The 25,898-nt window shown below is 62.1% G+C and carries 20 protein-coding genes and 3 pseudogenes; 15 read left to right on the top strand and 8 right to left on the bottom strand.

The window, feature by feature from the left end:
* Positions 1-13 precede the first annotated feature (13 nt).
* Complete coding sequence (locus ACSQ76_RS00525) at positions 14-640, bottom strand: SCO family protein (protein ID WP_437155029.1); 627 nt, start codon at positions 638-640, stop codon at positions 14-16.
* 88 nt (positions 641-728) lie between these two features.
* Between ACSQ76_RS00525 and regB the strand changes: the two genes are divergently transcribed.
* The 13 genes and pseudogenes from regB to ACSQ76_RS00460 all read left to right on the top strand — a co-directional run bounded on the left by regB (position 729) and on the right by ACSQ76_RS00460 (position 19,367).
* Entirely contained in the window at positions 729-2,123 is a 1,395-nt protein-coding gene (regB, locus tag ACSQ76_RS00520) for a sensor histidine kinase RegB (protein WP_437155028.1), read from the top strand.
* A gap of 74 nt (positions 2,124-2,197) precedes the next feature.
* Positions 2,198-3,703, top strand: coding sequence for a PAS-domain containing protein (locus ACSQ76_RS00515; protein ID WP_437155027.1), 1,506 nt, complete (start codon positions 2,198-2,200; stop codon positions 3,701-3,703).
* A 47-nt stretch (positions 3,704-3,750) separates the two neighbouring features.
* On the top strand, positions 3,751-4,224 hold the full coding sequence (gene tsaE / locus ACSQ76_RS00510) for a tRNA (adenosine(37)-N6)-threonylcarbamoyltransferase complex ATPase subunit type 1 TsaE (protein WP_437155026.1): 474 nt from the start codon (positions 3,751-3,753) through the stop codon (positions 4,222-4,224).
* Positions 4,221-5,264, top strand: coding sequence for an aminoglycoside phosphotransferase family protein (locus ACSQ76_RS00505; protein WP_437155025.1), 1,044 nt, complete (start codon positions 4,221-4,223; stop codon positions 5,262-5,264). Before tsaE ends, ACSQ76_RS00505 begins: the two co-directional genes overlap by 4 nt.
* The gene (locus tag ACSQ76_RS00500; protein WP_437155024.1) at positions 5,240-5,932 is read left to right on the top strand and encodes a nucleotidyltransferase family protein; all 693 of its coding nucleotides are present in this window, start codon (positions 5,240-5,242) and stop codon (positions 5,930-5,932) included. The genes ACSQ76_RS00505 and ACSQ76_RS00500 overlap by 25 nt, the downstream gene beginning before the upstream one ends.
* Positions 5,925-8,873 carry a double-strand break repair protein AddB gene (gene addB, locus ACSQ76_RS00495; protein WP_437155023.1) on the top strand — a complete coding sequence of 983 codons (2,949 nt, stop codon included), beginning with the start codon at positions 5,925-5,927 and terminating at the stop codon, positions 8,871-8,873. Before ACSQ76_RS00500 ends, addB begins: the two co-directional genes overlap by 8 nt.
* Positions 8,867-12,226 (top strand): double-strand break repair helicase AddA, encoded by a 3,360-nt coding sequence (gene addA / locus ACSQ76_RS00490; protein WP_437155022.1) that lies wholly within the window; start codon positions 8,867-8,869, stop codon positions 12,224-12,226. The genes addB and addA overlap by 7 nt, the downstream gene beginning before the upstream one ends.
* A gap of 58 nt (positions 12,227-12,284) precedes the next feature.
* Positions 12,285-12,605 carry a thioredoxin gene (trxA, locus tag ACSQ76_RS00485; protein WP_306127234.1) on the top strand — a complete coding sequence of 107 codons (321 nt, stop codon included), beginning with the start codon at positions 12,285-12,287 and terminating at the stop codon, positions 12,603-12,605.
* Between the two features lie 310 nt (positions 12,606-12,915).
* A pseudogene (gene hslV / locus ACSQ76_RS00480) lies at positions 12,916-13,466 on the top strand (ATP-dependent protease subunit HslV).
* Positions 13,467-13,574: 108 nt separating this feature from the next.
* Positions 13,575-14,654 (top strand): hypothetical protein, encoded by a 1,080-nt coding sequence (locus ACSQ76_RS00475; RefSeq protein ID WP_437155021.1) that lies wholly within the window; start codon positions 13,575-13,577, stop codon positions 14,652-14,654.
* A gap of 63 nt (positions 14,655-14,717) precedes the next feature.
* A pseudogene (gene hslU / locus ACSQ76_RS00470) lies at positions 14,718-16,027 on the top strand (ATP-dependent protease ATPase subunit HslU).
* Positions 16,028-16,116: 89 nt separating this feature from the next.
* A complete protein-coding gene (locus ACSQ76_RS00465; RefSeq protein WP_437155020.1) occupies positions 16,117-17,901 on the top strand; it encodes a GmrSD restriction endonuclease domain-containing protein in 1,785 nt (594 codons plus the stop codon).
* Positions 17,902-18,143: 242 nt separating this feature from the next.
* Complete coding sequence (locus ACSQ76_RS00460; RefSeq protein ID WP_437155019.1) at positions 18,144-19,367, top strand: MFS transporter; 1,224 nt, start codon at positions 18,144-18,146, stop codon at positions 19,365-19,367.
* Here the strand turns inward: ACSQ76_RS00460 and ACSQ76_RS00455 are convergent.
* The 3 genes from ACSQ76_RS00455 to ACSQ76_RS00445 are packed head-to-tail and all read right to left on the bottom strand — an operon-like array spanning position 19,350 to position 21,633.
* Positions 19,350-19,940, bottom strand: coding sequence for a Smr/MutS family protein (locus tag ACSQ76_RS00455; RefSeq protein WP_437155018.1), 591 nt, complete (start codon positions 19,938-19,940; stop codon positions 19,350-19,352). The two genes, ACSQ76_RS00460 and ACSQ76_RS00455, sit on opposite strands and share 18 nt — an antisense overlap.
* Positions 19,937-20,974 (bottom strand): murein transglycosylase A, encoded by a 1,038-nt coding sequence (mltA, locus tag ACSQ76_RS00450; RefSeq protein WP_437155017.1) that lies wholly within the window; start codon positions 20,972-20,974, stop codon positions 19,937-19,939. Before mltA ends, ACSQ76_RS00455 begins: the two co-directional genes overlap by 4 nt.
* Positions 20,971-21,633 carry a Tim44/TimA family putative adaptor protein gene (locus ACSQ76_RS00445; protein ID WP_437155016.1) on the bottom strand — a complete coding sequence of 221 codons (663 nt, stop codon included), beginning with the start codon at positions 21,631-21,633 and terminating at the stop codon, positions 20,971-20,973. Before ACSQ76_RS00445 ends, mltA begins: the two co-directional genes overlap by 4 nt.
* Positions 21,634-21,745: 112 nt before the next feature.
* Here ACSQ76_RS00445 and ACSQ76_RS00440 point away from each other — a divergent pair, with 112 nt between their 5' ends.
* Together ACSQ76_RS00440 and secB are read left to right on the top strand one after the other, a co-directional pair.
* Complete coding sequence (locus ACSQ76_RS00440; protein WP_437155015.1) at positions 21,746-22,243, top strand: FxsA family protein; 498 nt, start codon at positions 21,746-21,748, stop codon at positions 22,241-22,243.
* Between the two features lie 75 nt (positions 22,244-22,318).
* Positions 22,319-22,833: pseudogene (gene secB, locus ACSQ76_RS00435) on the top strand (protein-export chaperone SecB).
* 45 nt (positions 22,834-22,878) lie between these two features.
* On the opposite strand, the gene dnaQ reads toward secB, so the two are convergent.
* The 4 genes from dnaQ to ACSQ76_RS00415 are packed head-to-tail and all read right to left on the bottom strand — an operon-like array spanning position 22,879 to position 25,586.
* Positions 22,879-23,574: a DNA polymerase III subunit epsilon gene (gene dnaQ, locus ACSQ76_RS00430; protein ID WP_437155014.1), complete on the bottom strand. Its 696-nt coding sequence runs from the start codon at positions 23,572-23,574 to the stop codon at positions 22,879-22,881.
* On the bottom strand, positions 23,567-24,160 hold the full coding sequence (coaE, locus tag ACSQ76_RS00425; RefSeq protein WP_437155013.1) for a dephospho-CoA kinase: 594 nt from the start codon (positions 24,158-24,160) through the stop codon (positions 23,567-23,569). Before coaE ends, dnaQ begins: the two co-directional genes overlap by 8 nt.
* Positions 24,157-24,990, bottom strand: coding sequence for a shikimate dehydrogenase (locus ACSQ76_RS00420; RefSeq protein ID WP_306127245.1), 834 nt, complete (start codon positions 24,988-24,990; stop codon positions 24,157-24,159). The genes coaE and ACSQ76_RS00420 overlap by 4 nt, the downstream gene beginning before the upstream one ends.
* Entirely contained in the window at positions 24,987-25,586 is a 600-nt protein-coding gene (locus ACSQ76_RS00415; protein ID WP_437155012.1) for a Maf family protein, read from the bottom strand. The genes ACSQ76_RS00420 and ACSQ76_RS00415 overlap by 4 nt, the downstream gene beginning before the upstream one ends.
* Positions 25,587-25,898: the final 312 nt, after the last annotated feature.

Below are 25,898 nucleotides of genomic sequence, written 5' to 3'. Positions count from 1 at the left end.
AACTATCGCAGGGTCAACTGGCATCTAAGTAGCACTGGACACGGTCGGCCATTTGCTCTGCCGTGTCATCCCGCCGGAAAAACTCGACAAATCCATGTTCGGGCAGGGTAAGATAGGTGAATGTCGAGTGGTCCACGAGATAGTAATCGGGATCATCGCTGTCCTGTTTTGACGAGAACGCGCGATAGGCGTTGGTCGCGGTCTTCACTTGCTCCTCGCTGCCTGTGAGGCCCAGCAGATCGGGGTGGAAGGCATCGGTGAACTCGCGCATCACCTCGGCCGTGTCGCGCTCGGGATCGACGGTGATGAAGACGGGCTTCACGTCCTTGCCGCGTTCCTCCAGGATATCGACGGCGGCCACGTTGCGCGCGTTGTCGATCGGGCAGACATCGGGGCAGAAGGTATAGCCGAAGTAGATCAGCGACGGTTTGTCGATCACGTCTTCTTCGGTCACCGTCTCGCCGGTTTCGCTGACCAGGGTGAACGGCCCGCCGATGGCACCGGCCCCGCCGGCCACGGCGCCGCCCCGGCACTGGGCGAACTGTTCGCCGTCCGCGCCACCTCGCTGGGTGACGAAATAAGTCACGCCCAGCAACGCGATCACGGCCACTCCCGCAAGAATTGCATATACTCGTGTCATGGCGCCCGCCCTCTCGCTAGGAATATCCGCTTGCCTGTGGCACATCTAAAGCCACCCTTCGGCGAAGGAAAGAGAGACAAGATCACGCATGGCACACACCCACGCGACCTCGCAGGAATTCGGCTCCGGCCGGCAGTCGGTCCCGCTGCGCACGCTGATCATGCTGCGCTGGTGGGCGGTGACCGGGCAATTGGCAGCACTCCTGGTCGCGCAATACGTGCTGGGGCTCAGCCTCGCCTTCGGGCTGTGCTATTTCGTCGTCGGCCTGTCGATCATCTCCAACGTCACGGCTTATTTCGTCTTTCCGGAAAACAAGCGGCTCAGCCAGCGCGAGACGCTGCTGGTGGTGCTGTTCGACATGCTGCAGCTCAGCGTGCTGCTGTACCTGACCGGGGGTCTGCACAACCCGTTCTCGATCCTGATCGTGGGGCCGGTCACGGTCTCGGCCTCGGCGCTGACCGCCGGCTCGACGATCTTTCTCGGTGGCACGGCCATCCTGATCACGTCCCTGCTGACGCGTTTCTACATGCCGCTGACTGCGCAGAACGGGCAGCTGCTGTTCATCCCCGACCTTTTTCTTTTCGGCAACTGGACCGCGATCCTGATCGCGGTGGTGTTCCTGGGGGTCTATTCCCGCTGGATCGTCTCGGAAATGTACGCCATGTCCGAGGCGTTGCAGGCCACGCAGATGGCACTGGCCCGCGAACAGAAGCTGACCGACCTAGGCGGGGTGGTGGCCGCAGCGGCGCACGAGCTGGGCACGCCTCTTGCCACGATCAAGCTGACCAGCGCGGAACTGGCCGAGGAGTTGGACGACCATCCCGACCTGCGCGACGACGCCCTCTTGATCCGCGAACAGGCCGACCGCTGCCGCGATATCCTTCGGTCCATGGGGCGGGCGGGCAAGGATGACTTGCACCTGCGCCGCGCGCCGCTCTCGGCCCTGCTGGAAGAGGCCGCCGAACCGCATCTTCACCGGGGCAAGGACATCCGGTTCGAGATCGTCGCCGACATCGCCCATGCCGGGCCGCAACCCACCGTCCTGCGCCGTCCCGAAATCATCCACGGGCTGCGCAACCTGATCCAGAATGCGGTTGATTTCAGCCGAAACAGTGTCTGGATCGACAGCGAATGGAGCGATACGAACATCACTGTCCGGATCATGGACGACGGGCGCGGCTACCCACAGCAGTTTCTGGGCCGCATCGGCGAGCCCTTCATCCGACGGCGCGCCGCACGCTCCGACGCACAGCGCCCGGGCTATGAGGGCATGGGCTTGGGCCTGTTCATCGCCAAGACGCTTCTGGAACGCTCGGGCGCGGACCTGACCTTTGCCAACGGCAGCGACTCGTTCCGCAAGCGCGAGGGCTATTCCGACCGCACCGGCGCCTTTGTCGAGGTGTCCTGGCCGCGGTCACGGCTGGAAAGCGACGACCGGCAGGGTCGCCAGTCCCTTGGCGACAACCAGTTGATCGAGACCTGAGGCAAGACTTGTTAACGGCGCATTAACCTTGGCGCGTCATTCTGGTGCCTGTCACGGGAGCAGGGACATTTTGCATGGCTGGTTTCACGCCTCTTTCGCTTGCACTGGCCCTCGCCGCCTCGGCGGTGATCTCGCTGCTGGTTCTGTGGATGCTGGGCCGGTGGTGGCGCGCCGCCGCACAGGACCCGCCCGCGCCGGACAATCAGGCTGCGCTCTCCGCCAGTTTTCTTTTTCACGACGACGAGCTCACGCACCTGGATACCCGGCCCGATGCCCTGTCGGGTCTTGCCTCGGGCGAAATCGGCCAATGGTCCGACCTGCGCCACTGGCTGGGCAACCGCTTCGGGCCGCTGCCCCGCTCCCTGACCGAATTAAAAGACGGCGAAAGCCGCGATCTACCCGCAACAGGCAACAGCGACAGTGCCTCGCTGACCCTCTCGCGCCACCACGGTGCCGAACGGGTCGAGGTAACCGAGCCTGTCGCCCCCGGCCCGCTCGACCGGCACCGCGCGCGCCGGCTGGACAACGCCGTCGCGCGCTACCAGGCGGTGTTCGAATACGCTCCCTGTGCCGTGCGCATGCTGGATACGGCCGGCCAGACGATCTGGGAGAACGCCGCTTTCGCCGATCATCCCCACTCCCTTGCGCAACGTCTGGTCGAGGCTTCCACCGGGGCGGGCGGCGCGACCCGCGTGCGTGTACCCTCGCAAGACACCCCGCCGGACCGTATCTTCGAGGTCGAGCACGTCCAGACGAGCGACGTCCGCGCCGTCTTTGCCACCGACGTCACCCGCGTCGCACATGCCGAAACCGTCCGGCGCGAATTCATCCAGACCCTGACCAAGATATTCGCCCACCTGACGACCGGCCTTGCCATCTTTGACCGGAACCGCCAGCTGGCGCTGTTCAATCCCGCGCTGCTGGACCTGACCGGGCTTCCCGCGCCGCTCTTGTCGGCGCAACTGCCACTGATGCAGTTCTTCGACAGCCTGCGCGACAATCGCGTTCTGCCGGAGCCGAAGGACTACGCCACCTGGCGCAAGCAGATCGAGGACATGATCACTACCGCCGCCGGGGGTCTGTATCTCGAGGACTGGCATTTGCCCAACGGCATGACCTATCGCGTCACCGGGCGTCCGCACCCGGACGGGGCAATCGCCTTTCTGTTCGAGGATATCACCGACAACGTCTCGCTTACACGGCACTATAACAGCCAGATCTGCCTGCGGGATGCCGTGCTGGACGCCAGCGACCAGGCCATGGTTGTCTTCGGTCCGGACAACGTCTTGACCCTGTGCAACCTGGCCTGCCGCCAGATGCTCGGGGTCGATCCCGACGCCTCGTTCGCGGACATGACGTTGCGCGATTTCCTGGCCGCCAGTCGCAAGGTGCTGCCGGGTCTGGACTGGTCACGGATCGAACAGGCGGTGCTGGCACGCGACGCGGTCAAGGTCACGCTGACCGGGCAGAATGGTGCGTTGCTGTCCTGCCATGTCCGGCACCTGCCGGGCAATTCTGCGATCATAACGCTGAGTGCCCTTGGCAAGGTGTCCCGCACGGCTGCAAAAGTGTCCGTCTGAACTGCGCTGTGGGTTGCAGGCCATTCCCGGCGGTGTAGTGTCGGCCCATGCCCGCCCGCACCCTCCATCTCGCCCTTCCCGGCCCGGACGCCACCGCCACCCTCGCCCGGCGGATCGGGGCCGGTCTGCGCCCGGGCGACGTGCTGCTGCTCGATGGGCCCGTGGGTGCCGGAAAGACCCATTTCGCCCGCAGCCTGATCCAATCCCTGCTACCCGTGCCCGAGGATGTCCCATCCCCGACCTTCACCCTTGTGCAGACCTACGAAGGGGCCGGCTTCGACATCTGGCACACCGATCTCTATCGCCTGTCCTCACCGGAAGAGGTGATCGAGCTTGGCCTGCTCGAGGCTTTCGATCACAGTGTCACGCTTGTCGAATGGCCCGACCGGCTGGGCACCCTTGTTCCGACCAATGCGCTGACACTTGCCTTCGCGCCGCATGACGACCCCGATCAGCGTGTTCTTGACATCACCTGGCGCGATCCGCGATGGGATGACCGCGCAGGGGAGTTTTCCGCATGAGTCATCTTGAACCGGACAGCCGCGAGGGTGAAATCCGCGACTTCATCGAACGCGCGGGATGGGCCGACGCGGTGGTGTCGCACCTCGCGGGCGATGCCTCGAACCGCCGCTACCTGCGCCTGATCCGGCCCTCCTCGGCCCAGCGCGCCGTGCTGATGGACGCGCCGCCCCATAAGGGCGAGGATGTGCGCCCGTTCATCCATATCGCCGAGTATCTGACCGGCATCGGGCTCAGCGCCCCGCGCGTGCTCGCGCGCGACGAAACGGGCGGCCTGCTGTTGCTGGAAGACCTTGGCGACGCGCTCTTCGCCAGCATCGTTCCGCGCAATCCGGACCTGGAAAATAGGCTCTATTCCACCGCGATCGACGTTCTGATCCACCTGCACGCCCAGACTCCGCCCGCCGGGCTGGCCCGCTATGACCCGCCCACCGCGACTGCTCTCTCCGCGCTGGTTTTCGACTGGTACATTCCCGGTGCAACGGACACATCCAATCCGGCCAGCCAGCCCGCGTTCGAAACCTGCCTGCATGATCTTCTGGCCGAACACGCCGCGGATTGCGATGTGCTGATCCAGCGCGATTACCACGCGCAAAACCTGCTGTGGCTGCCCGACCGCGAAGGCATCGCCCGGGTCGGCCTGCTGGATTTTCAGGACGCCATGCTGGGCCATCGCGCCTATGACCTTGTCTCGCTGCTTCAGGACGCCCGCCGTGATGTACCGCCGGAGTTGGAGGCACGGATGCGCGACCGCTACGCGCTTCAAACCAGCCAGCACCCCGAGGCCTTTGCCGCCGCCTATGCCGTGCTCGGCGCCCAGCGCAACCTGCGCATCCTGGGCGTGTTCGCCCGGCTGTGCATCCGGGACGGCAAGGCGCATTACATCGATCTGATCCCCCGCGTCTGGGACCTGTTGCAGCGCGACCTCGCCCACCCGGTCCTTGCGCCTTTGCAGGCGATCCTTGCCGAAACGCTGCCCGCCCCCGACGCGGCCCTTCTGGAAAAGCTGAAATCGAAATGCGCGACGCCCCCGACGCAGTGATGCTCTTTGCCGCCGGATTTGGCACGCGGATGGGGGCGCTGACCGCGTCGCGACCCAAACCATTGATCGAGGTGGCGGGCAAGCCGCTTCTCGATCACGCGCTCGACCTCGTGGCGGCGTATGGGCCTGCGCGCGCGGTGGTCAACACCCACTACCTGTCCGACCAGGTCGCAACCCACCTCGCCGGGCGCGATATCGCGGTCTCCGTCGAACAGCCCGATATCCTCGAAACCGGCGGCGGGCTGCGCAAGGCGCTGCCGCTGCTGGGCGAGGGCCCGGTCTTTACCATGAACACCGATGCCGTCTGGTCCGGCCCCAACCCGCTGGCACAGCTTGCCGCGGCGTGGGACCCCGAGAGAATGGATGCCCTTCTGCTCTGCATCCCGCCGCAGAACGCCATCGGCCATGCCGGCACCGGCGATTTCATCATCGACGCGTCCGGCCGCGCCACGCGTGGCCCCGGGGCCATCTATTCCGGCCTTCAGATCCTGAAGACAGACGGGATTTCCGCCATCCCCGAGCCTGCGTTCTCGCTCAACATCCTGTGGAACCGGATGCGCGACACGGGCCGTCTTCATGCGCAGACATATCCCGGCCAATGGTGCGACGTCGGTACGCCCGAGGGCATCCCCCTCGCCGAAGAAATGCTGCGAAACGCCCATGTTTGATCCGCTCGACACCCCGCGCATTTTCGGCATGCCGCTGGGCGCCGACTTCCCGCGGGAGCTGGTGCGCGGCCTGCTCGACGCCTATGCCGAGAAACCGCCAGAGGCGCTGGCCCGCGTGCATCTTGTCGTCAACACCCGGCGCATGGCCCGCCGCATCCGGGCGCTGTTCGATCAAGGCCCGGCGCGCCTGCTGCCCCGGATCAGCCTTGTCACCGACTTCGGCGAGGTCCTCGGCCTCACCCATATCCCCGAGCCGGTCCCGCCCCTGCGACGGCGACTGGAACTCATCACCCTCGTCTCCGCCCTGCTGGACCGGGAGCCTGATCTCGCGCCGCGCGCCGCGCTTTATGACCTGTCCGACAGCCTGGCCCAGTTGATGGACGAAATGCATGGCGAAGGCGTCGTGCCCGACGACATCACCCGCATCGACACCGGCGACCAGTCCGGTCACTGGGCGCGGATCAAGACGTTTCTGGGCATACTCGGCCCCTATTTCGAGGCCAGCAGCGACGCACCCGATGTCGAGACGCGCCAGCGCCTGGTGATCGAGACCTACGCCCGCCTCTGGCAGGATCAGCCGCCCGATCACCCGATCATCCTGGCAGGCTCCACCGGATCTCGCGGCGCAACGCGCCTGCTGATGAAGACGGTCGCGCAATTGCCGCAGGGCGCCGTCGTGCTGCCCGGCTTTGACGCCGATCAGCCCGATCACGTCTGGGACAAGCTGACCGATCCGCGCACCAGCGAGGAGCACCCGCAATACCGCTTTGCACAGCTTTTGTCCGATCTCGGCGCAGCGCCGGCCATCATCCGCGCCTGGCCGGGAACAGAGCCTGTATCGCCCGAACGCAACCGTCTCGTGTCGCTGGCCCTGCGCCCCGCGCCCGTGACGGATGAATGGCTGTCGCACGGGCCCGCTCTGGCCCCCGACATTACGTCTGCGACCGCGGGCATCACCCTGCTCGAGGCGCCCTCGGCGCGGCTCGAGGCGCTGTGCATCGCCATGCGACTGCGCGAGGCGGTCGAGAACGGCCAGACCGCCGCGCTGATCACGCCCGACCGAACCCTGACCCGGCGGGTCGCCTCTGCGCTGGACCGTTGGGGCATCCGGCCCGACGACAGCGCGGGCGTGCCACTGCACCATTCCGCGCCCGGCCGGTTTTTGCGCCACGTGGCCGAGATCCTGAACGCGCCGTTGGATGTGGCGCAACTGCTCACCCTGCTGAAACATCCCTTGACGAACATGGCCGGCGAACGCGGTCCGCACTTGCGCCTGACGCGCGAGCTGGAGCTATTCCTGCGCCGCCAAGGCCCGCCAGAGCCGGATCTCGCAACACTCCAAACCTGGGCCGCAACGATAGAAGACCCCTATATCGGCCCTTGGCTTGACTGGCTGCGGTCCTGCTTTTTCGACAACGCAAACCCCGAGGCGCGCCCGCTGACCGAGATCGTCACCGCGCATATCGCGCTGTCCGAGGCTATATCGCGCGGCCCCGACGCCGATGCCCCGCTTCGGCTCTGGGACGAAGGCGCGGGGCGCGAAGCGCATAAATGCGTCTCTGACATTGCCGAAAATGCCGAACACGGTCAGGCGATGCGGGCACTCGACTACATCAACCTCTTTCACGCCATCCTGTCCCGCGAGACCGTCCGCGCACAGACCGACCCCGACCCTCGCGTTCTGATCTGGGGCACGCTCGAGGCGCGCGTGCAGGGCGCCGATCTGCTGATCCTGTCGGGCCTGAACGAAGGGACCTGGCCCGAGGCCCCGCCGCGCGACCCTTGGCTCAACCGCGATATGCGGCACCAGGCCGGCCTCTTGCTGCCCGAGCGCAGGATCGGCCTCTCCGCGCATGATTTCCAGCAGGCCGTGACGGCCACGCCCACCGTCTGGATCACCCGCGCCATACGCTCGGACGATGCGCAAACGGTGCCGTCTCGCTGGCTGAACCGGCTGACGAACCTGCTTCAGGGGTTGAAAGAAGAGGGCGGCGCAGCGGCGCTTGCCGAAATGAAGCAACGCGGCCGCGACGCGCTCGCGCTGGCCGAGACTTTCGAGGCGGTCGCGCCGACGCCCTCCGCCCGGCGTCCGGCGCCGATTCCCCCGGTCGAAACGCGACCCAGGGAACTGTCCGTCACCCGCATCGAAAAACTGATCCGCGATCCCTACGCGATCTATGCCGACAAGATCCTGCGCCTGCGCCCGCTCGATCCGCTGATGAAACTGCCCGATGCGCGCCTGCGTGGCGAGGTGCTGCACGACCTGCTGGAACATGTGATCAAGGACACGCTGGATGATCCCGACAACCTGACACCGGCGTACCTGACGCAGAAAACAGTCTCTGTTCTCGACCAAACCGTGCCTTGGGGCGAGGCGCGGGCGCTCTGGTTCGCGCGGATCGCCCGTATCGCGGAATGGTTCATCGAAACCGAGGCGGGCCGCCGTGCGCTGGCCCGGCCCACCGCGTTCGAACAAATGGCGAAGGCGCGGGTCGAGCCGCACGCCTTCACCCTGACGGCCAAGGCCGACCGGATCGACATCGACGCCGCTGGAGGCCTGCATATCTACGATTACAAGACCGGCGCGCCGCCGTCGCCCAAGGCGCAGAAGGCATTCGAAAAGCAGCTTCTGCTCGAGGCCGCGCTGGCCGAACGCGCCGGGTTCGGCAATCTTGCCCCCGGCCCCGTCGCCCGCGCCGTCTTCATCGGGCTCACCGGCGACCCCTGCGAGGTGCCGGCCCCGCTGGACGAGGTGCCGACCGGCCAGACATGGGCGGAGCTGAAGGATCTCGTCGCCCGCTACATGGACCCCGGACAGGGCTACCTGTCACGCCGCGCGATGAAGACCAAGGACATGCCGGGCGACTACGATCAGCTGGCCCGTTTCGGCGAGTGGGACATCACTGACGACGCCGATCCGGAGAAGGTGGGCAGATGGTAGACGACGCCACCCAGCGTCAGATCGACGCCGCCCGGCCCGACCGCTCCACATGGTTGTCGGCCAATGCGGGATCGGGCAAGACCAAGGTGCTGACCGACCGGGTCGCACGGCTGCTTCTGGCCGGAACAGACCCGCAGAACATCCTGTGCCTGACCTATACCAAGGCCGCCGCATCCGAGATGCAGAACCGCTTGTTCGACCGTCTCGGCGAATGGGCGATGCAGTCCGACGCGGAACTGGAACAGCAATTGACCAACCTTGGCATCGACGCGCCGGTCACGCATGAGCGCCTGCGCGAGGCGCGGCGGCTTTTTGCGTTGGCCATCGAAACGCCGGGCGGGCTGAAGATCCAGACCATCCACTCCTTCTGCTCCGCCCTGCTGCGACGCTTCCCGCTCGAGGCCGGGGTCAGCCCTCAGTTCACCGAGATGGAAGACCGCGCCGCCGCGCTGCTGCGGTCCGAGGTTGTCGAGAAAATCGCCAGCGGCCCCGACGCTCAGGTGCTTTACGATCTGGCCGAGCAATATACCGGCGAAGACCTGGATAGCCTGACGCAGGAAATTGTCGGCAAGCGGGACCTGCTGTCCGGACCGATCCGCGATGCCGATCTGTCGAGCCTTTTTGGCCTGAAACCGGACGACACCGAGCAGGGGCTCGTGGCTTCGGTCTTTCTGGGCGGCGAGGCGGATCTGATTGCCGATCTCCTGCCGCTCCTGACGGCCGGCAGCAAGACCGATGCCATCGCTGCGGTCAAGCTGACCATGGCCGATATCCCATCGCTTCAGGCCTTGCCGGTCGTGGAAGGAGTGTTTCTGACCGGCAGCGGTGCCAAATCGCCGTTTTCGGCCAAGATAGGCTCTTTCCCGACCAAAGCCGTCCGCGAAGACAACCCGGACCTGATCGAGAAACTCAATGCGTTCATGACCCGCGTCGAGGCCGGCCGCGATACCCGGCTTGCGCTCGATGCCCGCGCCGCGGCGTGGACACTGCACCGCTTTGCCGCCATCTTCCTGCCCGCTTACGCCGCCGCCAAGGAAGCGCGCGGCATGCTGGATTTCGACGATCTCATCCTGCGCAGTCGAGACCTTTTAAACGATCCCAAGGTCGCAGACTGGGTGCTTTTCAAGCTCGACGGCGGCATCGACCATATCCTCGTCGACGAAGCGCAGGATACCAGTCCGGTGCAGTGGAAACTGATCGAACGCCTGTCGCAGGAATTCACCAGCGGCACCGGTGCACGCGCCGACCGCCAGCGCACAATCTTCGTCGTTGGCGACAAAAAACAGTCGATTTACTCGTTTCAGGGCGCCGATCCCGAAGGATTCGACCGCATGAAGGCAGATTTTCGCAATAAGCTGAAAATCACCGAAGCGCCCCTTCAGGACATGGAGATGGAGTTTTCCTTCCGCTCCGCACAGACCATCCTCTCGCTGGTCGACGAGACCTTTCAGGGGCTTGAGTCGAGCGGATTCACCCAGCGCGAAAAGCACAAGGCGTTTCACGCCGCCATGCCGGGCCGTGTCGATCTCTGGCCTCCCGTCGAGAAGGAAGAGGCCGAGGAGCCGCCCCCGTGGTACGACCCAGTCGACATCAAGGCCCCCGGCGACCCGGCGACTTGTCTTGCCGCGCAAATCGCGCGCAACATCAAAACCGTTCTCGGAACGCCCCTGCCATCCAAGGACGGCGGCGAAGCGCAGGCCATCACCGAAGGCGACATTCTCATCCTCGTCCAGCGCCGGTCCGACCTCTTTCACGAGATCATCCGCGCCTGCAAATCCGAAGGCCTGTCCGTCGCCGGGGCCGACCGCCTGCGCGTCGGCGCGGAACTGGCCGTGCGCGATATCGCGGCGCTTCTCTCGTTCCTCGCCACACCCGAAGACAACCTCTCGCTCGCAGCCGCCCTGCGCTCGCCGCTGTTCGGCTGGAGCGAGGGGCAGATCTTCGACCTCGCGCATTATCGCACTCAACGCTATCTCTGGCAGGCCCTGCGCGACCGTGCGGCCGAGTTTCCCGAAACCCTCGCCATCCTGAACGATCTGCGCGGCGCCGCCGATTTCCTGCGCCCTTACGACATGATCGAGCGCATTCTCACCCGTCACGACGGGCGCGCCCGCCTTCTGTCGCGGCTCGGACCCGAGGCCGAGGACGGTATCGACGCGCTTTTGTCGCAGGCCATGGCCTATGAGCGCAACGCGGTCGACAGCCTGACGGGTTTTCTCGTCTGGATGGAAACCGACGACCTCGAAATCAAGCGCCAATTGGACAATGCGGGCAACCGGATCCGCGTTATGACCGCGCATGCCGCCAAGGGGCTGGAATCGCCCATCGTAATCCTGCCCGACTGCGCCAAGCGCGATCTGCGCGTCGATTCCAGGCTCGTGGGGGCCGGCGATACCGCCGTCTGGCGGACGCGCAAGGATGATCTTCCCGCCGCGCTGCAGGCCATCGACGCCGCCGGGCGCGATGCGCAATGGGCCGAGCGCGACCGCCTGCTTTACGTCGCCATGACCCGGGCCGAGCAATGGCTGATCGTCGCCGCCGCAGGCGACCTCGATAAGGAGGGGCGCGACTGGTACAGCAAGGTGCGCGGCGGGATGCTGCGCTCGGACGCGGCCGAGCACGTCTTCGAGGGTGGTCAGGGATTGAGGCTGCAAAGCGGGAATTGGGCCGGGTTAGAGCCTGTTTCCGCAGATGTCACCGTCGCCGCGGCACCACTGCTCCCGCCGTGGTTCGCCGATCCCGCGCCGTCCGCGCCGCCCGCGCCAGAGACCCGCGCGCCGTCCGACCTTGGCGGCGACAAGGCCCTGCCGGGGGAGGCGGGGCTCAATGAGGACTCCGCCAAGCGCCGGGGAAGACAGATGCACCGCCTGCTGGAGATTCTGCCCCAGCATGACATGGCCGCATGGCCCGCCACTGCGGCCTCGCTGCTGGCCCACGGGCCAGACGCGGCGCAGGGGCCGGACCTCGCCCTGCTACTGGCAGAAGCGCAGACCGTTTTGTCTCAGGACCATCTGCGCCCGCTCTTCTCGTCCGACGCCTTGGCCGAGGTGTCCATTTCGGCCAACATAGACACGCTGAACGGCCAACGCATTCACGGCGCGATCGACCGCCTGATCGTGACGCCCGAGAAAATCCTGGCTGTCGACTTCAAGACCAACGCCGTGGTACCCGACACGCCTCAGAACGTCCCGTCAGGGCTGTTGCGTCAGATGGGAGCCTATGCCCATGCCCTTCAACAGATTTATCCCGGCCGCACCATCGAGACCGCGCTGCTCTGGACCCGCACCGCCACTCTCATGCCGCTGCCACACGATCTTGTGACGCAAGCCTTGGCCGACACCCATATAGCTTGACGCTCCCCATGCCGCTACATAGGTTCGCTGTCGAACCCGAGCTCAAGGAGAGACCAAGATGGCCACCGTTGCCGTAACCGACGATACGTTCGATAGCGAAGTGAAGAACTCCGACATTCCCGTCGTGGTGGATTTCTGGGCCGAATGGTGCGGCCCCTGCAAGCAGATCGGCCCGGCGCTGGAGGAGTTGTCCGCAGAGATGGACGGCAAGGTCAAGATCGCCAAGGTGAACGTGGACGAGAACCCCAACTCGCCGTCGCAACTGGGCGTGCGCGGCATTCCGGCGCTGTTCATCTTCAAGAACGGCGAGGTCGTGTCGACCAAGACCGGCGCCGCGCCCAAGGCCGCGCTGCAAGGCTGGATCGAAGAGTCGATCTGAAGAACAGTTGAATAAAGTTAAGAAAGGGCCGCCTAATGAGCGGCCCTTTTACGTTGTGGAAAAATGCGCGGAATCAAGGCGCAGCAACGCTGCGCCGCCGCGCATCGCCGGGCCGCCCCCACGGCACGGCGATTTGGCTAAACTTGGCACTCCGCTCAAATGTTTTGCGGACTTGGCTGACATAAAGTGCCCCGAACACCCGTCTGTTCGCCGCACCGCGGCCCGCCAATGCGCGGCTCCATTTGCCCACCTGGGTTGCCACGCCCCCTCACGCCTTCCATATAGGTCCAAAGATCAAAGGAGCCCGACCATGAGCGATTTCCCCGGCTGGCACGGCACAACCATCATCGGCGTCCGCAAAGGCGGACAGGTCGTCGTCGCGGGCGACGGGCAGGTCAGTCTTGGCGATACCGTCATCAAGGGCACCGCCCGCAAGGTCCGCCGGATCAGCCCCGGCGGCTATGACGTGGTCGCCGGTTTCGCCGGGTCCACCGCCGACGCCTTCACCCTGCTGGAACGGCTGGAGTCAAAGCTGGAAGCGACCCCGGCCAACTGCAACGCGCCAGTGTCGAACTCGCCAAGGATTGGCGCACCGACAAGTACCTGCAAAAGCTCGAGGCGATGCTGATCGTCACCGACGGCTCGCAGCTTTACGTCATCACCGGCGCGGGCGACGTGCTGGAACCCGAACACGATGTCGCCGCCATCGGCTCGGGCGGGAACTATGCGCTGGCCGCCGCGCGCGGCATGATCGACAGCGACAGGTCCGCCGAACAGATCGCGCGGGATGCCATGGCCATCGCCTCGGACATCTGCGTCTACACCAACGGCAACCTGACCGTGGAAACCATCAGCGCCTAGCGAGCGCTTGGCGAGCATTGCTCGTCAGTCAGGGCAGGTCGGAATGCGGTCTTTCTTTCGTCCAAACGGTCCATTAGTGCTGGCGCGAAGACGACCAGAGGACTTCCCATGACCTTGACCCAGGACGACCTGCGCGCCGCCACCGCCGCCGGCATCATTGACGAGGCCCAGGCCGCGCGCCTCAGCGCCCTCTCGCACGAACGCGCTGGCCGCATCGCCCGCCGCGCGAACGAGGACGAACCGTTCGAGCTCTTTTCGGGCTTTGCCGAGATCTTCATTTCGCTGGGCCTGATCCTGCTGACCTCCGGCGCCGTAACCTTCGCCTTCGCCGCGGGCGGGGTGGTGTTCGTCATGGCGGCGCTCATGGCCGTCGGCTGGTTCGCGGCCCATTACTTCACACTGAAACGCAGGATGAGCCTGCCCTCCATCGTGCTGGTCTGCACCTACGCCACCGGCGCGGGCGGGCTGATCGGCTATGTGCTCGACATGATCGGCCTCACCTCCGGCGCATTGGCGGCCATCCTCCTCGGCCTCGGCGGCATGGCCTCGATCCTTCTGCATTACCGCCGGTTCCGCGTGCCCTTCTCGATGCTGCTCGTCGGCCTTTACGGCTTCATGACCATCTACGCGATCACCACCGAAACCAGCCCCGTCGACACGCTGATCACCGGCAGTGTCCGGAGCCTCTTCGACCTGCGCCAGGGCGGGTCCCTGGCCATCGGCACGCTGATCTTCGGAATTCTCGCCTTCATCGCCGGCCTCTGGTTCGACATGCAGGACCCGCACCGCATCGGCCGCCGCGGCCGCTCGGCTTTCTGGCTGCACCTGCTGGCCGCGCCCGCGCTGGTGAACACGGTTATGATGACCGTCTACAATTTCGACGGCGCGCTCGGCACGATCCTCACCATCATCGGCTTCCTTCTGGTCACCTGCCTTGCCCTCGTGATCGACCGCCGTTCCTTTCTGACCGCCGGCATGGGCTATCTCGCCGCCGTGATCTACTGGCTCTTCAGCATGGATGGCGGCGGCACGCAGTTGCCGCTCCTGATGCTCGTCATCGGCGCCTTCATCACCGGCCTCGGCACCTTCTGGACCCACCTGCGCGTCGCCCTCATGCGGGCCCTGCCCAACTTCCCCGGCAAGACCCGCCTGCCCCCCTATGACGACGTCACCGCAACCTCCGAATAACCGCACCTTGCGTTTCGCCCCCCCATGCTTACGTTCCCCCGTAACGCAACCACAGGACGCCCCATGACCGACCTCACCCCGCGCGAAATCGTCTCGGAACTCGACCGCTACATCATCGGCCAGAAGGACGCCAAGCGCGCCACCGCCGTCGCCCTGCGCAACCGCTGGCGCCGCAAGCAGCTCTCCGACGACCTGCGCGAGGAGGTCTACCCCAAGAACATCCTGATGATCGGCCCCACCGGCGTCGGCAAAACCGAAATCTCCCGCCGCCTGGCCAAACTCGCCCGCGCCCCCTTCATCAAGGTCGAGGCGACCAAGTTCACCGAGGTCGGCTATGTCGGCCGCGATGTCGAACAGATCATCCGCGACCTCGTCGACAGCTCCATCGCCCAGACCCGCGACTTCATGCGCGAAGACGTCAAATCCCGCGCCCACCAACAGGCCGAGGATCGCGTCATCGCCGCCATCGCCGGCGAGGATGCCCGTGAATCCACCCGCGAAATGTTCCGCAAGAAGCTCAAGGATGGCCTGCTCGACGACACCGAGATCGAGCTTGACGTCGCCGACACGTCCAACCCCTTGGCATGATGGACATCCCCGGCCAGCCCGGCGGCGGCCAGATGGGCATGATGAATATCGGCGACATCTTCGGCAAGGCCTTCGGGCAACGCACCACCCGCAAGAAGATGACCGTCCGCGAAAGCTACGACATCCTGATTTCCGAGGAAGCCGACAAGCTGCTGGACGACGAAACCGTCAACCGCACCGCCCTGGAAGCGGTCGAGCAGAACGGCATCGTCTTCCTTGACGAGATCGACAAGGTTTGCGCCCGCCAAGAGGCCCGCGGCGGCGACGTCTCGCGCGAGGGGGTGCAGCGCGACCTGCTGCCCCTGATCGAGGGCACGACCGTCTCGACCAAGCATGGCCCGGTCAAGACCGACCACATCCTCTTCATCGCCAGCGGCGCCTTCCACATCGCCAAGCCGTCCGACCTCCTGCCCGAACTTCAGGGCCGCCTGCCCATCCGGGTCGAGTTGCGCGCGCTGACGGAAGAAGATTTCGTGCGCATCCTGACCGAGACGGACAACGCCCTGACTCGCCAGTACTCCGCCCTCATGGGGACCGAGGAGGTCAACGTCGAATTCACCGAGGACGGCATCAAGGCCCTCGCCCGCATCGCGGCGGAGGTCAACCAGACCATCGAGAATATCGGCGCGCGCAGGCTCTATACCGTGATGGAACGCGTGTTCGAGGAACTCAGCTTCACCGCGCCGGATCGTGCGGGCGAGAAGGTGGTCGTGGACGAAGCCTTCGTGGACGCCAACCTGGGCGAGCTGATGAAGTCGACGGATTTGAGCAGGTATGTTTTGTGAGAACTCAAACAAAAACGATCTGTTTTAAGTTGTGAGTTCAACTGCCTTCTTGCATGTTGCACGGAAGAACTGTCGTGTAGGAGCAAAAGATGGCCGTTTCGCCCAAAGGCATTAGTATTCAATCGCTTTATCGCGAATATCGGGATGGAACGCTTGTAGTAAATCGACAGTATCAAAGAAAATTGGTTTGGACGATCGCAGAAAAGGTCAAGCTCATTGAGAGTATTTTGCTGCAATATCCAATTCCGCTGATTTTATTGGCAGAGAAACCGAGTGAAGGACCTGAGGACACGGCTGTTGTCGAAGTCATTGACGGTATGCAGCGGCTCAACGCCATATTCAGTTTCATTGAGCACGGATACACGGTTAACGATAGATGCTTCGACCTTAAAGAATTTGCCCGCGCTAGACAGGCGCAGGAAGAAGGATTGTTTGAAGAGCTTGATGATGAGGTGAAGCGTCTCGATCCAAAGACTTGCTCGAACTTTCTTGACTACCAGATGGCGGTCACATCCTTCTCTGGAGAGGATGACAATCGGATAACTGATATTTTCGGGAGGATTAACTCCGGAGGAAAACAACTGAGTGATCAGGAGCGTCGCCAAGCAGGAGTCTTGAGCAACTTTGCTGAATTGGTGCGCGAATTAGGTGCTGAATTACGAGGTGATGTATCGAAAGACCGCCTGGCTTTGCACAGCATGCCTGAAATAAGCATTGAAACCTCAAAGAACCCACACGGCTACAAACTGAAGGCCGAGGAAATTTTTTGGTGTCAGCAGGGTATCCTTAGAACGAGTGATTTAAGGGACAGCGATGATGAAGAAATGATCATCGACATTTGTGCATCTGTTTTGAAAGGCGGCCCGGTCGATGGAACCAGACTGTTTCGAGACAGTCTGTACGACAGCGCACATGCGCAGGCTCAAGACATCGAGAAACGTCTTGCGGCCTATGGAAAGGAAAAAATTTCTGCTGAAATTAAAATGGTGTTCTCAGCATTTAGATCCGTGGTTGAAAACAGTAGCTCAGAAACAAACTATTTTCGCAAAACCGTTTATCCTAGCGCAACGTCCAACGCTCAAAAATCTCCTTTTTATGCAGCCTTCATGGCCTTTTTTGAACTAATCATCAAAGAAAGCATGTTTCCTGATGATCCGAATAAAATCATGGGTTGCCTGAACAATCTCACGAACAAAATCGAAGTGGGCCAAAAACAAACAAAAGCGGACGACAGAAAAACAAATATCAACATCACCAAGGGTCTGATCCGCGACCATTTTACCAAAAAAGACATCGCATCATTTTCTCACGGACCAGGTGTAATTCTTGATTTTGAAAACTCCATAAGCCGGGCCAAAACTGAAACCTCGCGTTACGAGTTCAAGCAAGGCTTTTTGCGTCTAAATCAGACTCGAGAGATGGACCCATCAATTTTAGATACAATTGTTGAGACAGTCTGTGGCATAGCAAACGCTGGTCCTGATGCACCTGGGTACCTCTACATCGGTATCGCAGACAAAGATGAGCACGCAGATAGAATTAAGAAACTTGACGGAACGGATCCAGTCAAGGTTCGTCATGTGAACATCGTTGGAATCGAACGCGAAGCCAAACTACTCGGAAAATCTCTCGACGATTATCTCAGGATACTTACTGATCATATCCAAGGCTCCAGCCTATCGGAGCCTTTGAAAACAACGCTTCTAACTTCGATCGACTCGATAACTTACAAAGACCTTGAAGTAGTGCGTGTACGTGTGCCGGCTCAAAAAGCAATGAGCTTCGTCGGAGATGATGCGTTCTACCGTTCCGGTTCTGAAACAAAGAAGGCGACCGGTCCGCAAATAGCCGCGATCTCGGCAAACTTCCAATAACCAACTTTCTACGCTTCGAGCAAATTGATTGGAAAATTTGCTCGATATGTATCTGCTATTTCGCAATAAACAAACGCCCTCCCTCTTAACCCCCAGCCCAAAAAACCGCACCGTCGGCATACCACCCAGATACCGACGCGATACCGACGTCCTTTTGGGCCGATCCGGGAAATTAACGAAACGATTCGACACCCCTTTGAATCCCCTTTCCTTCCCCCGGGTTTCGGGCCACGAAGGGGGCCATGCGGCTCCTCGATTTTCTCCGTGACAACCTCCCCTTCCTGTCGGCGGGTATGCTGCTGACCTTCTTAAGTTCTTTTGGACAAACGTTTTTTATCTCGCTCTTCGCCGGCGAGATTCGGGCCGCGTTCGAACTCAGCCACGGGCAATGGGGCGGGATCTATACGCTGGGCACCACCGCCTCCGCCCTGGTCATGGTCTGGGCCGGCGGCCTCACGGATTTTTTTCGCGTCCGCACCCTCGCCCCTATCATATTGATATTACTCGCTTTTGCCTGCCTCTCCATGGCCTTCAATCCGGTCTGGTGGGGGTTGATCGCGGTTATTTTTGCCCTGCGTTTCACCGGCCAGGGCATGACCAGCCACCTCGCCGTCGTCGCCATGTCCCGCTGGTTCATCGCCACAAGGGGCAAGGCCCTGTCCATCGCCACCCTCGGCTTCGCCTTGGGCGAGGCGCTGTTACCCCTTGTTTTCGTTGCACTTCTGGCCGTCTACGACTGGCACATGCTGTGGGTTGCCGCCGCCCTCATCGCCCTAGCCGGCGTCCCCGTCATCCACCGCCTCCTCCGCCTCGAACGCACCCCGCAAATGCTGGCCCAAACCGACCAATCCGTCGGCATGGAGAACCGACACTGGACTCGCAATCAGGCCTTATTTCATTGGCTTTTCTGGTTCATGGTCCCCGCACTTCTGGGCCCCGCAGCCTTCAACACGGCCTTCTTTTTCCACCAGGTCCACTTCGCCGATCTAAAGGGCATCCGCCACGTCCAGCTGGTCGCCCTCTACCCGTTCTATACCGCCGTCGGCATCGTCGCGATGGTCCTGTCCGGCTGGGCTCTCGACCGCTTCGGCACAGCCAGATTGATCCCGTTCTTCCAACTTCCCATGGTTGCCGCCTTTGCGATTTTTGCCTTTTCCGACAATACCTTGACTCTGCTCGCCGGCCTCTTCTTCCTTGGCCTGACAACGGGTGCCAACACCACACTCCCCAACGCCTTTTGGGCCGAATTCTACGGCACCGCCCGCTTGGGATCGATCAAGGCCATGGCCGCCGCCGTCATGGTTTTCGGCTCCGCCATCGGCCCCGGCCTGACCGGCATTGGCATCGATCTGGGGCTGGGATTGGAAAGCCAATACCTGATCGTCGCAGGCTATTTCGTCTTCACCACGCTGATGATGACCATCGGCATCGCACGCGCCAGACCCCTGTTACCGGGTGCGGCGTAGATAGACGTAATACGCCCCGCCACCCCCATGTCGCACATGCGCCTGGGTGATCTGCAAGACCAGCCCAGACAACGGCGCCATGCCCAGCCATTGCGGCACCGCGTGACGCAGGACACCATGTCTTGTGGGGATCGGTCCGCCGGTGTCGGTGTTCTTGCCCTTGCCGGTGATCACCAGAACCAGCCTTTTGCCCTGCGCCTGCGCGCGCAGGATGAAACCGGTCAGGGCAGGCTGCGCCTGTGCCAGGGTCATGCCGTGCAGATCGATCCTTGCCTCGGGCTCGACCTTGCCACGCTTCAGACGTGTGTTGGTGCGCTTGTCCATCTGCAGCGGCTGATGCGCAAGACGTTCGTGCAGGCCGGGCAGGGTGTCATGCCTGTGATCCGAGCCACGGGAGTTCTGGCCGATCTCGAAAAGAGACAGATCTGGTTTTGCCGTGTCAGTTTCTTTTTTATGCTTGGGATGCAACAGTTTGGGCGCAGTGGTGTCCCGCTTGGGGTCGAGCCGTTCGGCCGTTTTTGCCACCTTCTGCCAGAGCTTGAGCTCCTCGGGCGTGATCCGCCTCCGGCTCAAAGGTTCGGCTCCGTTGCCGTGGCATAAGCGCGCTGGATCGGCAACAGAACGACCATGCGACCGGGATCGCGCAATCGTCCGGCCGTGCGACCGGCCTCGTCTCCGGTGCCGATGAAGATGTCGGCCCGTTGTGCGCCCTTGATGGCAGAACCGGTATCTTGGGCAATCATCAGGCGGCGGATCGGGCCGGCTCCCTCTTTCTCGATCCAGACCGGGGCACCGAGCGGAACGTAGGCCGGGTCTACGGCGATTGTGCGCCCTGCGGTGACCGAACGGTTCATCGCCCCGAGTGGGCCCATATGCGCAGGCACAGAGTCGATCCGCCGAAAGAAGACATAGGATGGGTTATGCCAAAGCAGTTCCTGCCCGGCGATGGGATTGCGCCGAACCCAGTTCTTGATGACCTGCGCCGAAACCTGATGAGCCTGGTAGATACCGCGGCGAACAAGTTCGGCACCGACCGAGCGATATTCGTGGCCGTTCGCCCCGCCATATCCAACCCGTATCTTGCGCCCGTCGGGAAGCGTCACACGGCCGGAACCCTGGATCTGAAGAAAGAACTTCTCGACCGGATCGTCGACCCAGACGATCTCCAGCCCGCGCCCTTGCATGGCGACACCGGCCTCGATTTCCCGGCGCGATAGCCAGGGTATATCGCCTGCGGCTTCTGGTGGCTTGCGGTATAGCGGGTAACGGTACCGATCGTCCGACGACAGGGATCCCGAAAGTTCGGGCTCGAAATAGCCGGTGAAAAGAGCCCGTTTTCCATCCTCGATCAGCACGGGGCGAAAGAAAAGGCGGAAGAATTCCTTGGCGTCCGGCTTCTGCTGGGCAAGGGCACACAGGGCGCGCCAATCCGGGTCATCGAGATCCGGACAGGTCAGAAGGAACGCATCGAGCGCCTGCTCGTGATCATCCGCTTCCCAGCCCTTCAGTTCATCGAAGTCGAGCACCGTATGTGTCACGTCTTCGGCCCGGGCCGCGATTGCGGCCATCAACAGAAGAAGGAATCCCGCTGCAGCCCGTCCGATCATTCGTCCGTTGCAACAAGCCGCCAATTGGGATCATCGGAACCCATGACACGTTCGAACGTCCAGGTATCCTTCTGCTTTTTCGCTTTACCGGGCTCACCCTCGACGATCTCACCGTTCTGGTCGCGCACGACGGAGATCAGTTCACCGATGAAGCGCACGGTGATCTCGGCAGTGTTGGTCGCATTGTCGAAGCGCGCGCCGGCCAGCGTGGTTTCGCGCACGCCGACGAATTCGGCTTCGATGGTGAGGCCTTGCTGCGCACGGGCTTCCACCACGCTGTTGAATGCATCGAACACGTCATCGTCGAGAAAGGGACGGATCTCATCCATCTGCCCCCGTTCAAAGGACATCAGGATCCACTCGTAGGCCTGTTTTGCACCTTGCAGGAACTCGCCTACGGCGAAGCTGCTATCGGTGCGTTTCATGTCGGCAAGTGCCTTGGCGTCGTCGGAGCCCTCGGCCACATGGTCAGTGATGTCGTGATCCGGGCCGCCGTCGATCACCTCGAAATCCTGCCGGCGCGATGGCGTGGGCGTGGACGGTCGCGTCTGTTGAGAAGGCTCGAACCCGTCGCGGGTGCCCAACACGCTTTTCAGTCGAAGGATGAGGAAAATCGCTATGCCTGCGAGGACCAGCAATTGAAGTAGGGGCGAATTCATTCAAACCTCTCAAGGTGCCCAGGATGGAAACCTCCCGGTGTTGTTCTTATGTAGGGTGTTGATCCGGGCGAGTCCACCATGCCCGCCTTTGAAACCAAGGAGGATCATGCTCATGTGGCTATTTGTAGCCTTTCTCGCGGTGCCGCTGATCGAAATCGCGCTCTTTATCCAGGTCGGTGGCCTGATCGGGCTGTGGCCCACACTGGCCATCGTCGTTTTGACCGCGATCATTGGCACATGGCTGGTGCGCACGCAGGGGGCCATGGCCATCGGGCAACTTCGGTCGTCGTTCCAAAAACTAGACGATCCGACCGAGCCGTTGGCGCATGGGGCCATGATTCTGATCGCCGGTGCGCTGCTTCTGACGCCTGGGTTCTTTACCGACGCGGTCGGTTTTTCGCTGCTCGCACCGCCCATCCGGAAATCCCTGTTCCAGTTCCTGCGCAAACGGATCAAGGTGCAGCGTTTCGAGATGGGTCCCGACGGGCAGCGAGACATGCGCAACGATCCGAGACCGGGGCGGCGCGATGATGTGATCGAGGGCCAGTACAAGGAAGTGGATACACCAAAGAAGCCGACACATGACGGCTCTGGCTGGACCCGGCACTAAGACAGCAGGCATTGAGGCGCGTACGGCATCCTGCTAAGGCTTCGCGCGATGTATTTATCCGCCAGGAGACAGCAGATGGCCGAACAGGATAACGGTGCCGCCAAGACGGACACCCAAGCAACACAAACCGCGCCGAAAATGAACGTGCTCACACAGTTCATACGGGACATGTCATTCGAAAACGCTCTGGCGCAGCGAGGCTCGGGCGGAGACGTGAATCCGGATGTGCAGGTGGCCGTTAATCTGGATGCCAAGAAACGTTCAGCCGAGCATCAGTTCGAGGTGATGGTCAAGCTGATGATCACGTCCAAGAACAAGGGCACCGAGGAAACTCTGTTCCTGATGGAACTGGAGTATGTCGGCGTCTTCCAGGTCGAGAACGTGCCGGATGATCAGATGCATCCCTTTCTGCTGATTGAATGCCCACGGATGATTTTCCCCTTTGTGCGCCGCATCGTCAGCGACGTGACACGGGACGGGGTTTCCCGCCGCTGAACCTTGAGACGATCGATTTCGTGCAGCTTTATCGCAACGAGATCAGGCGCCGCCAGGCGGCCGCGGCAGAAGAGAAACCGACGCCAGACGCCTGAAACGACCTGCCGATGGCCTGAGGCCATTGCGGCTCGCAAAACATATCAAGTTAGCTGCTTCCAGAGTGCGTTGTCGCCCATGCTTTGCACAAAGGCCTGATGCGCGGCGCGCTCCTCTTCGCTGAGACGGGCCGGCAGGGGTTTCGGGCGGGCACCCGGATGCCAATCGGCATCGCTGTTGTCCTCCGTGGTTTCCGGCGAGTAGGCGCCGGCCAGTGCGAAATCAGGCTGCCGCCCACCGATCAGTTCCAGATACACCTCGGCCAGAATCTCGGAGTCGAGCAGGGCTCCGTGCAGGGTGCGCGAGGAATTGTCGATACCGAAGCGGCGGCAAAGCGCATCGAGCGATGCGGGAGAGCCGGGGAATTTGCGGCGGGCGATGTCGAGCGTATCGATGGCCTGTTCCCAAGGAATCCTGGCCATGTTGAGCCAGCCAAGCTCGGCATTCAGAAATTTAATGTCGAACGCCGCATTGTGAATCACGAGCTTCGCGTCGCCGATAAAGTCGACAAAACTTTGTGCGATCTTCTCGAAGACAGGCTTGTCGCGGAGGAAATCGTCGCCAAGGCCGTGAACCTCGAACGCTTCTTGCGGCATGGAGCGGCGGGGATTGATGTACTCGTGAAAGGTGCGGCCGGTGGGCATGTGATTGTACAACTCGACGGCACCAATCTCGACGATACGGTCGCCCTGTTCGGGATCAAAGCCGGTCGTTTCAGTGTCGAGCACGATTTCACGCATGGGTTTGCCTGTCTCGGATTTCCTTTAGTATATCCTGAACCTGTGCGCGGGCATGTTCAAGCGTATCGGTCACGATGACATAATCGGCACGTGTGCGCTTTTCCGCGTCCGGCATTTGCTTGGACAGGATTGCCTGAAACTGCGCCTCGCTCATGGTTCCCCGTTCCATCACGCGGGCCTTCTGTGTTTCAGGCGCGACGGTGACGCAAGCAGTGGCATCCATCTGCGCATCTGCGCCGGTTTCGAAGAGAAGGGGGATATCAAAGACGGTTACATCGGCGTCCGTGCCGGACAGGAAGGTCGTGCGATCATCTGCAACGAGGGGATGGACGATGCGTTCGATCTGTTGAAGGGCATCGGGATCGTCAGCGATTACTTCCTTCAGGCGGTCGCGCGAAACCGTGCCGTCAACGATAGCCAAAGGAAATGCCCGGCCGATGGGACCGACCGCAGCGCCGCCCGTTGCGTATAGACGGTGAACTGCAGCATCGGCGTCCCATACCGCGCAGCCGTATTCGGCAAACAGCTTCGCGGTTGTCGACTTGCCCATCCCGATAGAGCCGGTCAGGCCCAGCTTGAATGTCATCTGAGCGCCGCCGCGCGCGTTGCGCTGTCCACCTCGGGGCGTACGCCAAACCAGCGTTCAAAGGCTGGTACCGCCTGGTGCAGCAACATGCCCAGACCGTCGACTGTCCGACAGCCCACTGACTCGGCTTCTGCCAGAAGGCGGGTCTTGAGCGGGGCATAGACAAGGTCGGTCACCAGTGTACCCCTGTTCAAACCGTCAAGCGGAACGCGAAGCGGCGGTTTACCCATCATACCGAGCGAGGTCGTGTTCACGACGGTTGCGGCATCTTCCATCATGTTCCCGGCCTGAACCCAATCGACCACCGCGATCCTCTTGCCGAATTCCGTTTTCAGCGCCTCTGCGCGGACCCTGGTCCGATTTGCGATCATGATTTCCGGAACGCCGACCTCGAGCAGGGCAGAGATAACCGCGCGGGCCGCACCACCCGCACCCAGCAGGGCCGCCGGGCCCGCCTTGGGATTCCAGTCCGGCGCGTTCTGGCGCAGGTTCTGAATGAAGCCCACGCCATCAGTATTGTCGGCATGAATCTTGCCGTCCTTGCGGAAGATAAGCGTGTTGGCCGCACCGATCAGCGTGGCGCGATCGGTGATCAGGTCGGCAATCTCCAGCACCTTTTCCTTGTGCGGAACGGTGATGTTGACCCCGACGAAGCCCATTTTAGGGAGCGTGCGAAGGACATGCTCGAGATCGTCGGACGCTACGTCCATAGGAATGTAATAGCCTGCAATGCCGTGGGTCTTGAGCCAATGGCCGTGAATTTGCGGTGACTTCGAATGCGCAACAGGAGATCCGATCACGGCCGCCAGCGGTATCCTGTTCTCGGTCATGACTCTATCTCTCCGCGCAGCGCCAGGTACGACAGCAGTTCCAGAAGCGGCAGGCCCAGGACATTGAAGTAGTCGCCATGAACCTGACTGAACAGCCTGATACCCTCTTCTTCCAGTTTGTATGCACCGACAGCGTGGCGGATGCTATCCCAGTTGCGGGTGACATAGCCTCGAAGGTACGCATCCGAAACCTGCCGCATCATCATCCGTACGACGCCGACATGCCGCCAGACCGGCTTGCCCTCTTCACAGATCACGGCGGCGGAAAGCAGTTCATGCCGTTTGCCGCGCATCGCGCGAAGTTGCTCCAGCGCCTCGTCCGGTGTTTCTGGTTTCGACAGGATACAGCCCTCGAAACTGAGAACCTGATCGCAGCCGATGACCAGGGCGTCCGGATTCTTGGCGCTTTGCTTGGTGGCCTTCAACTCTGCCAAGGCATCCGCAATGTCGCGCGGCGACGCGTCTTCGGCAAACAAGGCATCCCGAACCGTGTTTTCGTCGACACGGGCCGGAGAAACCTCGAATTCAAGCGCTGCGTTCGTGAGCAGCGATTTCCTGATATCCGACCCCGAAGCCAGAATGATCCTGCGTGACATGTGGATATTCCGTTGCATATCTCTTCCGGTTTCTAGGGATGAATCTGCGAAGTTTCCAACATTTCCGAGGACAGCGGGATAAGTTGTTCTTCCCGCCTCATCCCGTAGGTTTTTTGCACGTGGGGATATGGAAAACCCTTTACCCGGTAGAAAGACGGTTTTGGCGATGTTTTTAGGTTTTCATCCACCGATGTCCTTCACCTGAAAAAGTATAATTATGCAATAATAATAATAAGCGTTTACCTATTGCAGGGCAGCCGCTGCGAGAAGAGTTAAACAGTTTTATCCACATCGGACGTCGACGGGGGAGAA

The organism is Roseovarius sp. B08 (assembly GCF_051417955.1).
GTDB lineage: Bacteria > Pseudomonadota > Alphaproteobacteria > Rhodobacterales > Rhodobacteraceae > Roseovarius.
Note: the sequence above shows the minus strand (reverse complement) of the source record. Positions and strands in the feature narration are given on the sequence as shown.

What these genes read in the sequence shown, in the direction of transcription:
- ACSQ76_RS00525 (WP_437155029.1), bottom strand. Translation starts at nt 640, where the DNA reads ATGACACGAGTATATGCAATTCTTGCGGGAGTGGCCGTGATCGCGTTG.
- regB (WP_437155028.1), top strand. Translation starts at nt 729, where the DNA reads ATGGCACACACCCACGCGACCTCGCAGGAATTCGGCTCCGGCCGGCAG.
- ACSQ76_RS00515 (WP_437155027.1), top strand. Translation starts at nt 2,198, where the DNA reads ATGGCTGGTTTCACGCCTCTTTCGCTTGCACTGGCCCTCGCCGCCTCG.
- tsaE (WP_437155026.1), top strand. Translation starts at nt 3,751, where the DNA reads ATGCCCGCCCGCACCCTCCATCTCGCCCTTCCCGGCCCGGACGCCACC.
- ACSQ76_RS00505 (WP_437155025.1), top strand. Translation starts at nt 4,221, where the DNA reads ATGAGTCATCTTGAACCGGACAGCCGCGAGGGTGAAATCCGCGACTTC.
- ACSQ76_RS00500 (WP_437155024.1), top strand. Translation starts at nt 5,240, where the DNA reads ATGCGCGACGCCCCCGACGCAGTGATGCTCTTTGCCGCCGGATTTGGC.
- addB (WP_437155023.1), top strand. Translation starts at nt 5,925, where the DNA reads ATGTTTGATCCGCTCGACACCCCGCGCATTTTCGGCATGCCGCTGGGC.
- addA (WP_437155022.1), top strand. Translation starts at nt 8,867, where the DNA reads ATGGTAGACGACGCCACCCAGCGTCAGATCGACGCCGCCCGGCCCGAC.
- trxA (WP_306127234.1), top strand. Translation starts at nt 12,285, where the DNA reads ATGGCCACCGTTGCCGTAACCGACGATACGTTCGATAGCGAAGTGAAG.
- ACSQ76_RS00475 (WP_437155021.1), top strand. Translation starts at nt 13,575, where the DNA reads ATGACCTTGACCCAGGACGACCTGCGCGCCGCCACCGCCGCCGGCATC.
- ACSQ76_RS00465 (WP_437155020.1), top strand. Translation starts at nt 16,117, where the DNA reads ATGGCCGTTTCGCCCAAAGGCATTAGTATTCAATCGCTTTATCGCGAA.
- ACSQ76_RS00460 (WP_437155019.1), top strand. Translation starts at nt 18,144, where the DNA reads ATGCGGCTCCTCGATTTTCTCCGTGACAACCTCCCCTTCCTGTCGGCG.
- mltA (WP_437155017.1), bottom strand. Translation starts at nt 20,974, where the DNA reads ATGATCGGACGGGCTGCAGCGGGATTCCTTCTTCTGTTGATGGCCGCA.
- ACSQ76_RS00445 (WP_437155016.1), bottom strand. Translation starts at nt 21,633, where the DNA reads ATGAATTCGCCCCTACTTCAATTGCTGGTCCTCGCAGGCATAGCGATT.
- ACSQ76_RS00440 (WP_437155015.1), top strand. Translation starts at nt 21,746, where the DNA reads ATGTGGCTATTTGTAGCCTTTCTCGCGGTGCCGCTGATCGAAATCGCG.
- dnaQ (WP_437155014.1), bottom strand. Translation starts at nt 23,574, where the DNA reads ATGCGTGAAATCGTGCTCGACACTGAAACGACCGGCTTTGATCCCGAA.
- coaE (WP_437155013.1), bottom strand. Translation starts at nt 24,160, where the DNA reads ATGACATTCAAGCTGGGCCTGACCGGCTCTATCGGGATGGGCAAGTCG.
- ACSQ76_RS00420 (WP_306127245.1), bottom strand. Translation starts at nt 24,990, where the DNA reads ATGACCGAGAACAGGATACCGCTGGCGGCCGTGATCGGATCTCCTGTT.
- ACSQ76_RS00415 (WP_437155012.1), bottom strand. Translation starts at nt 25,586, where the DNA reads ATGTCACGCAGGATCATTCTGGCTTCGGGGTCGGATATCAGGAAATCG.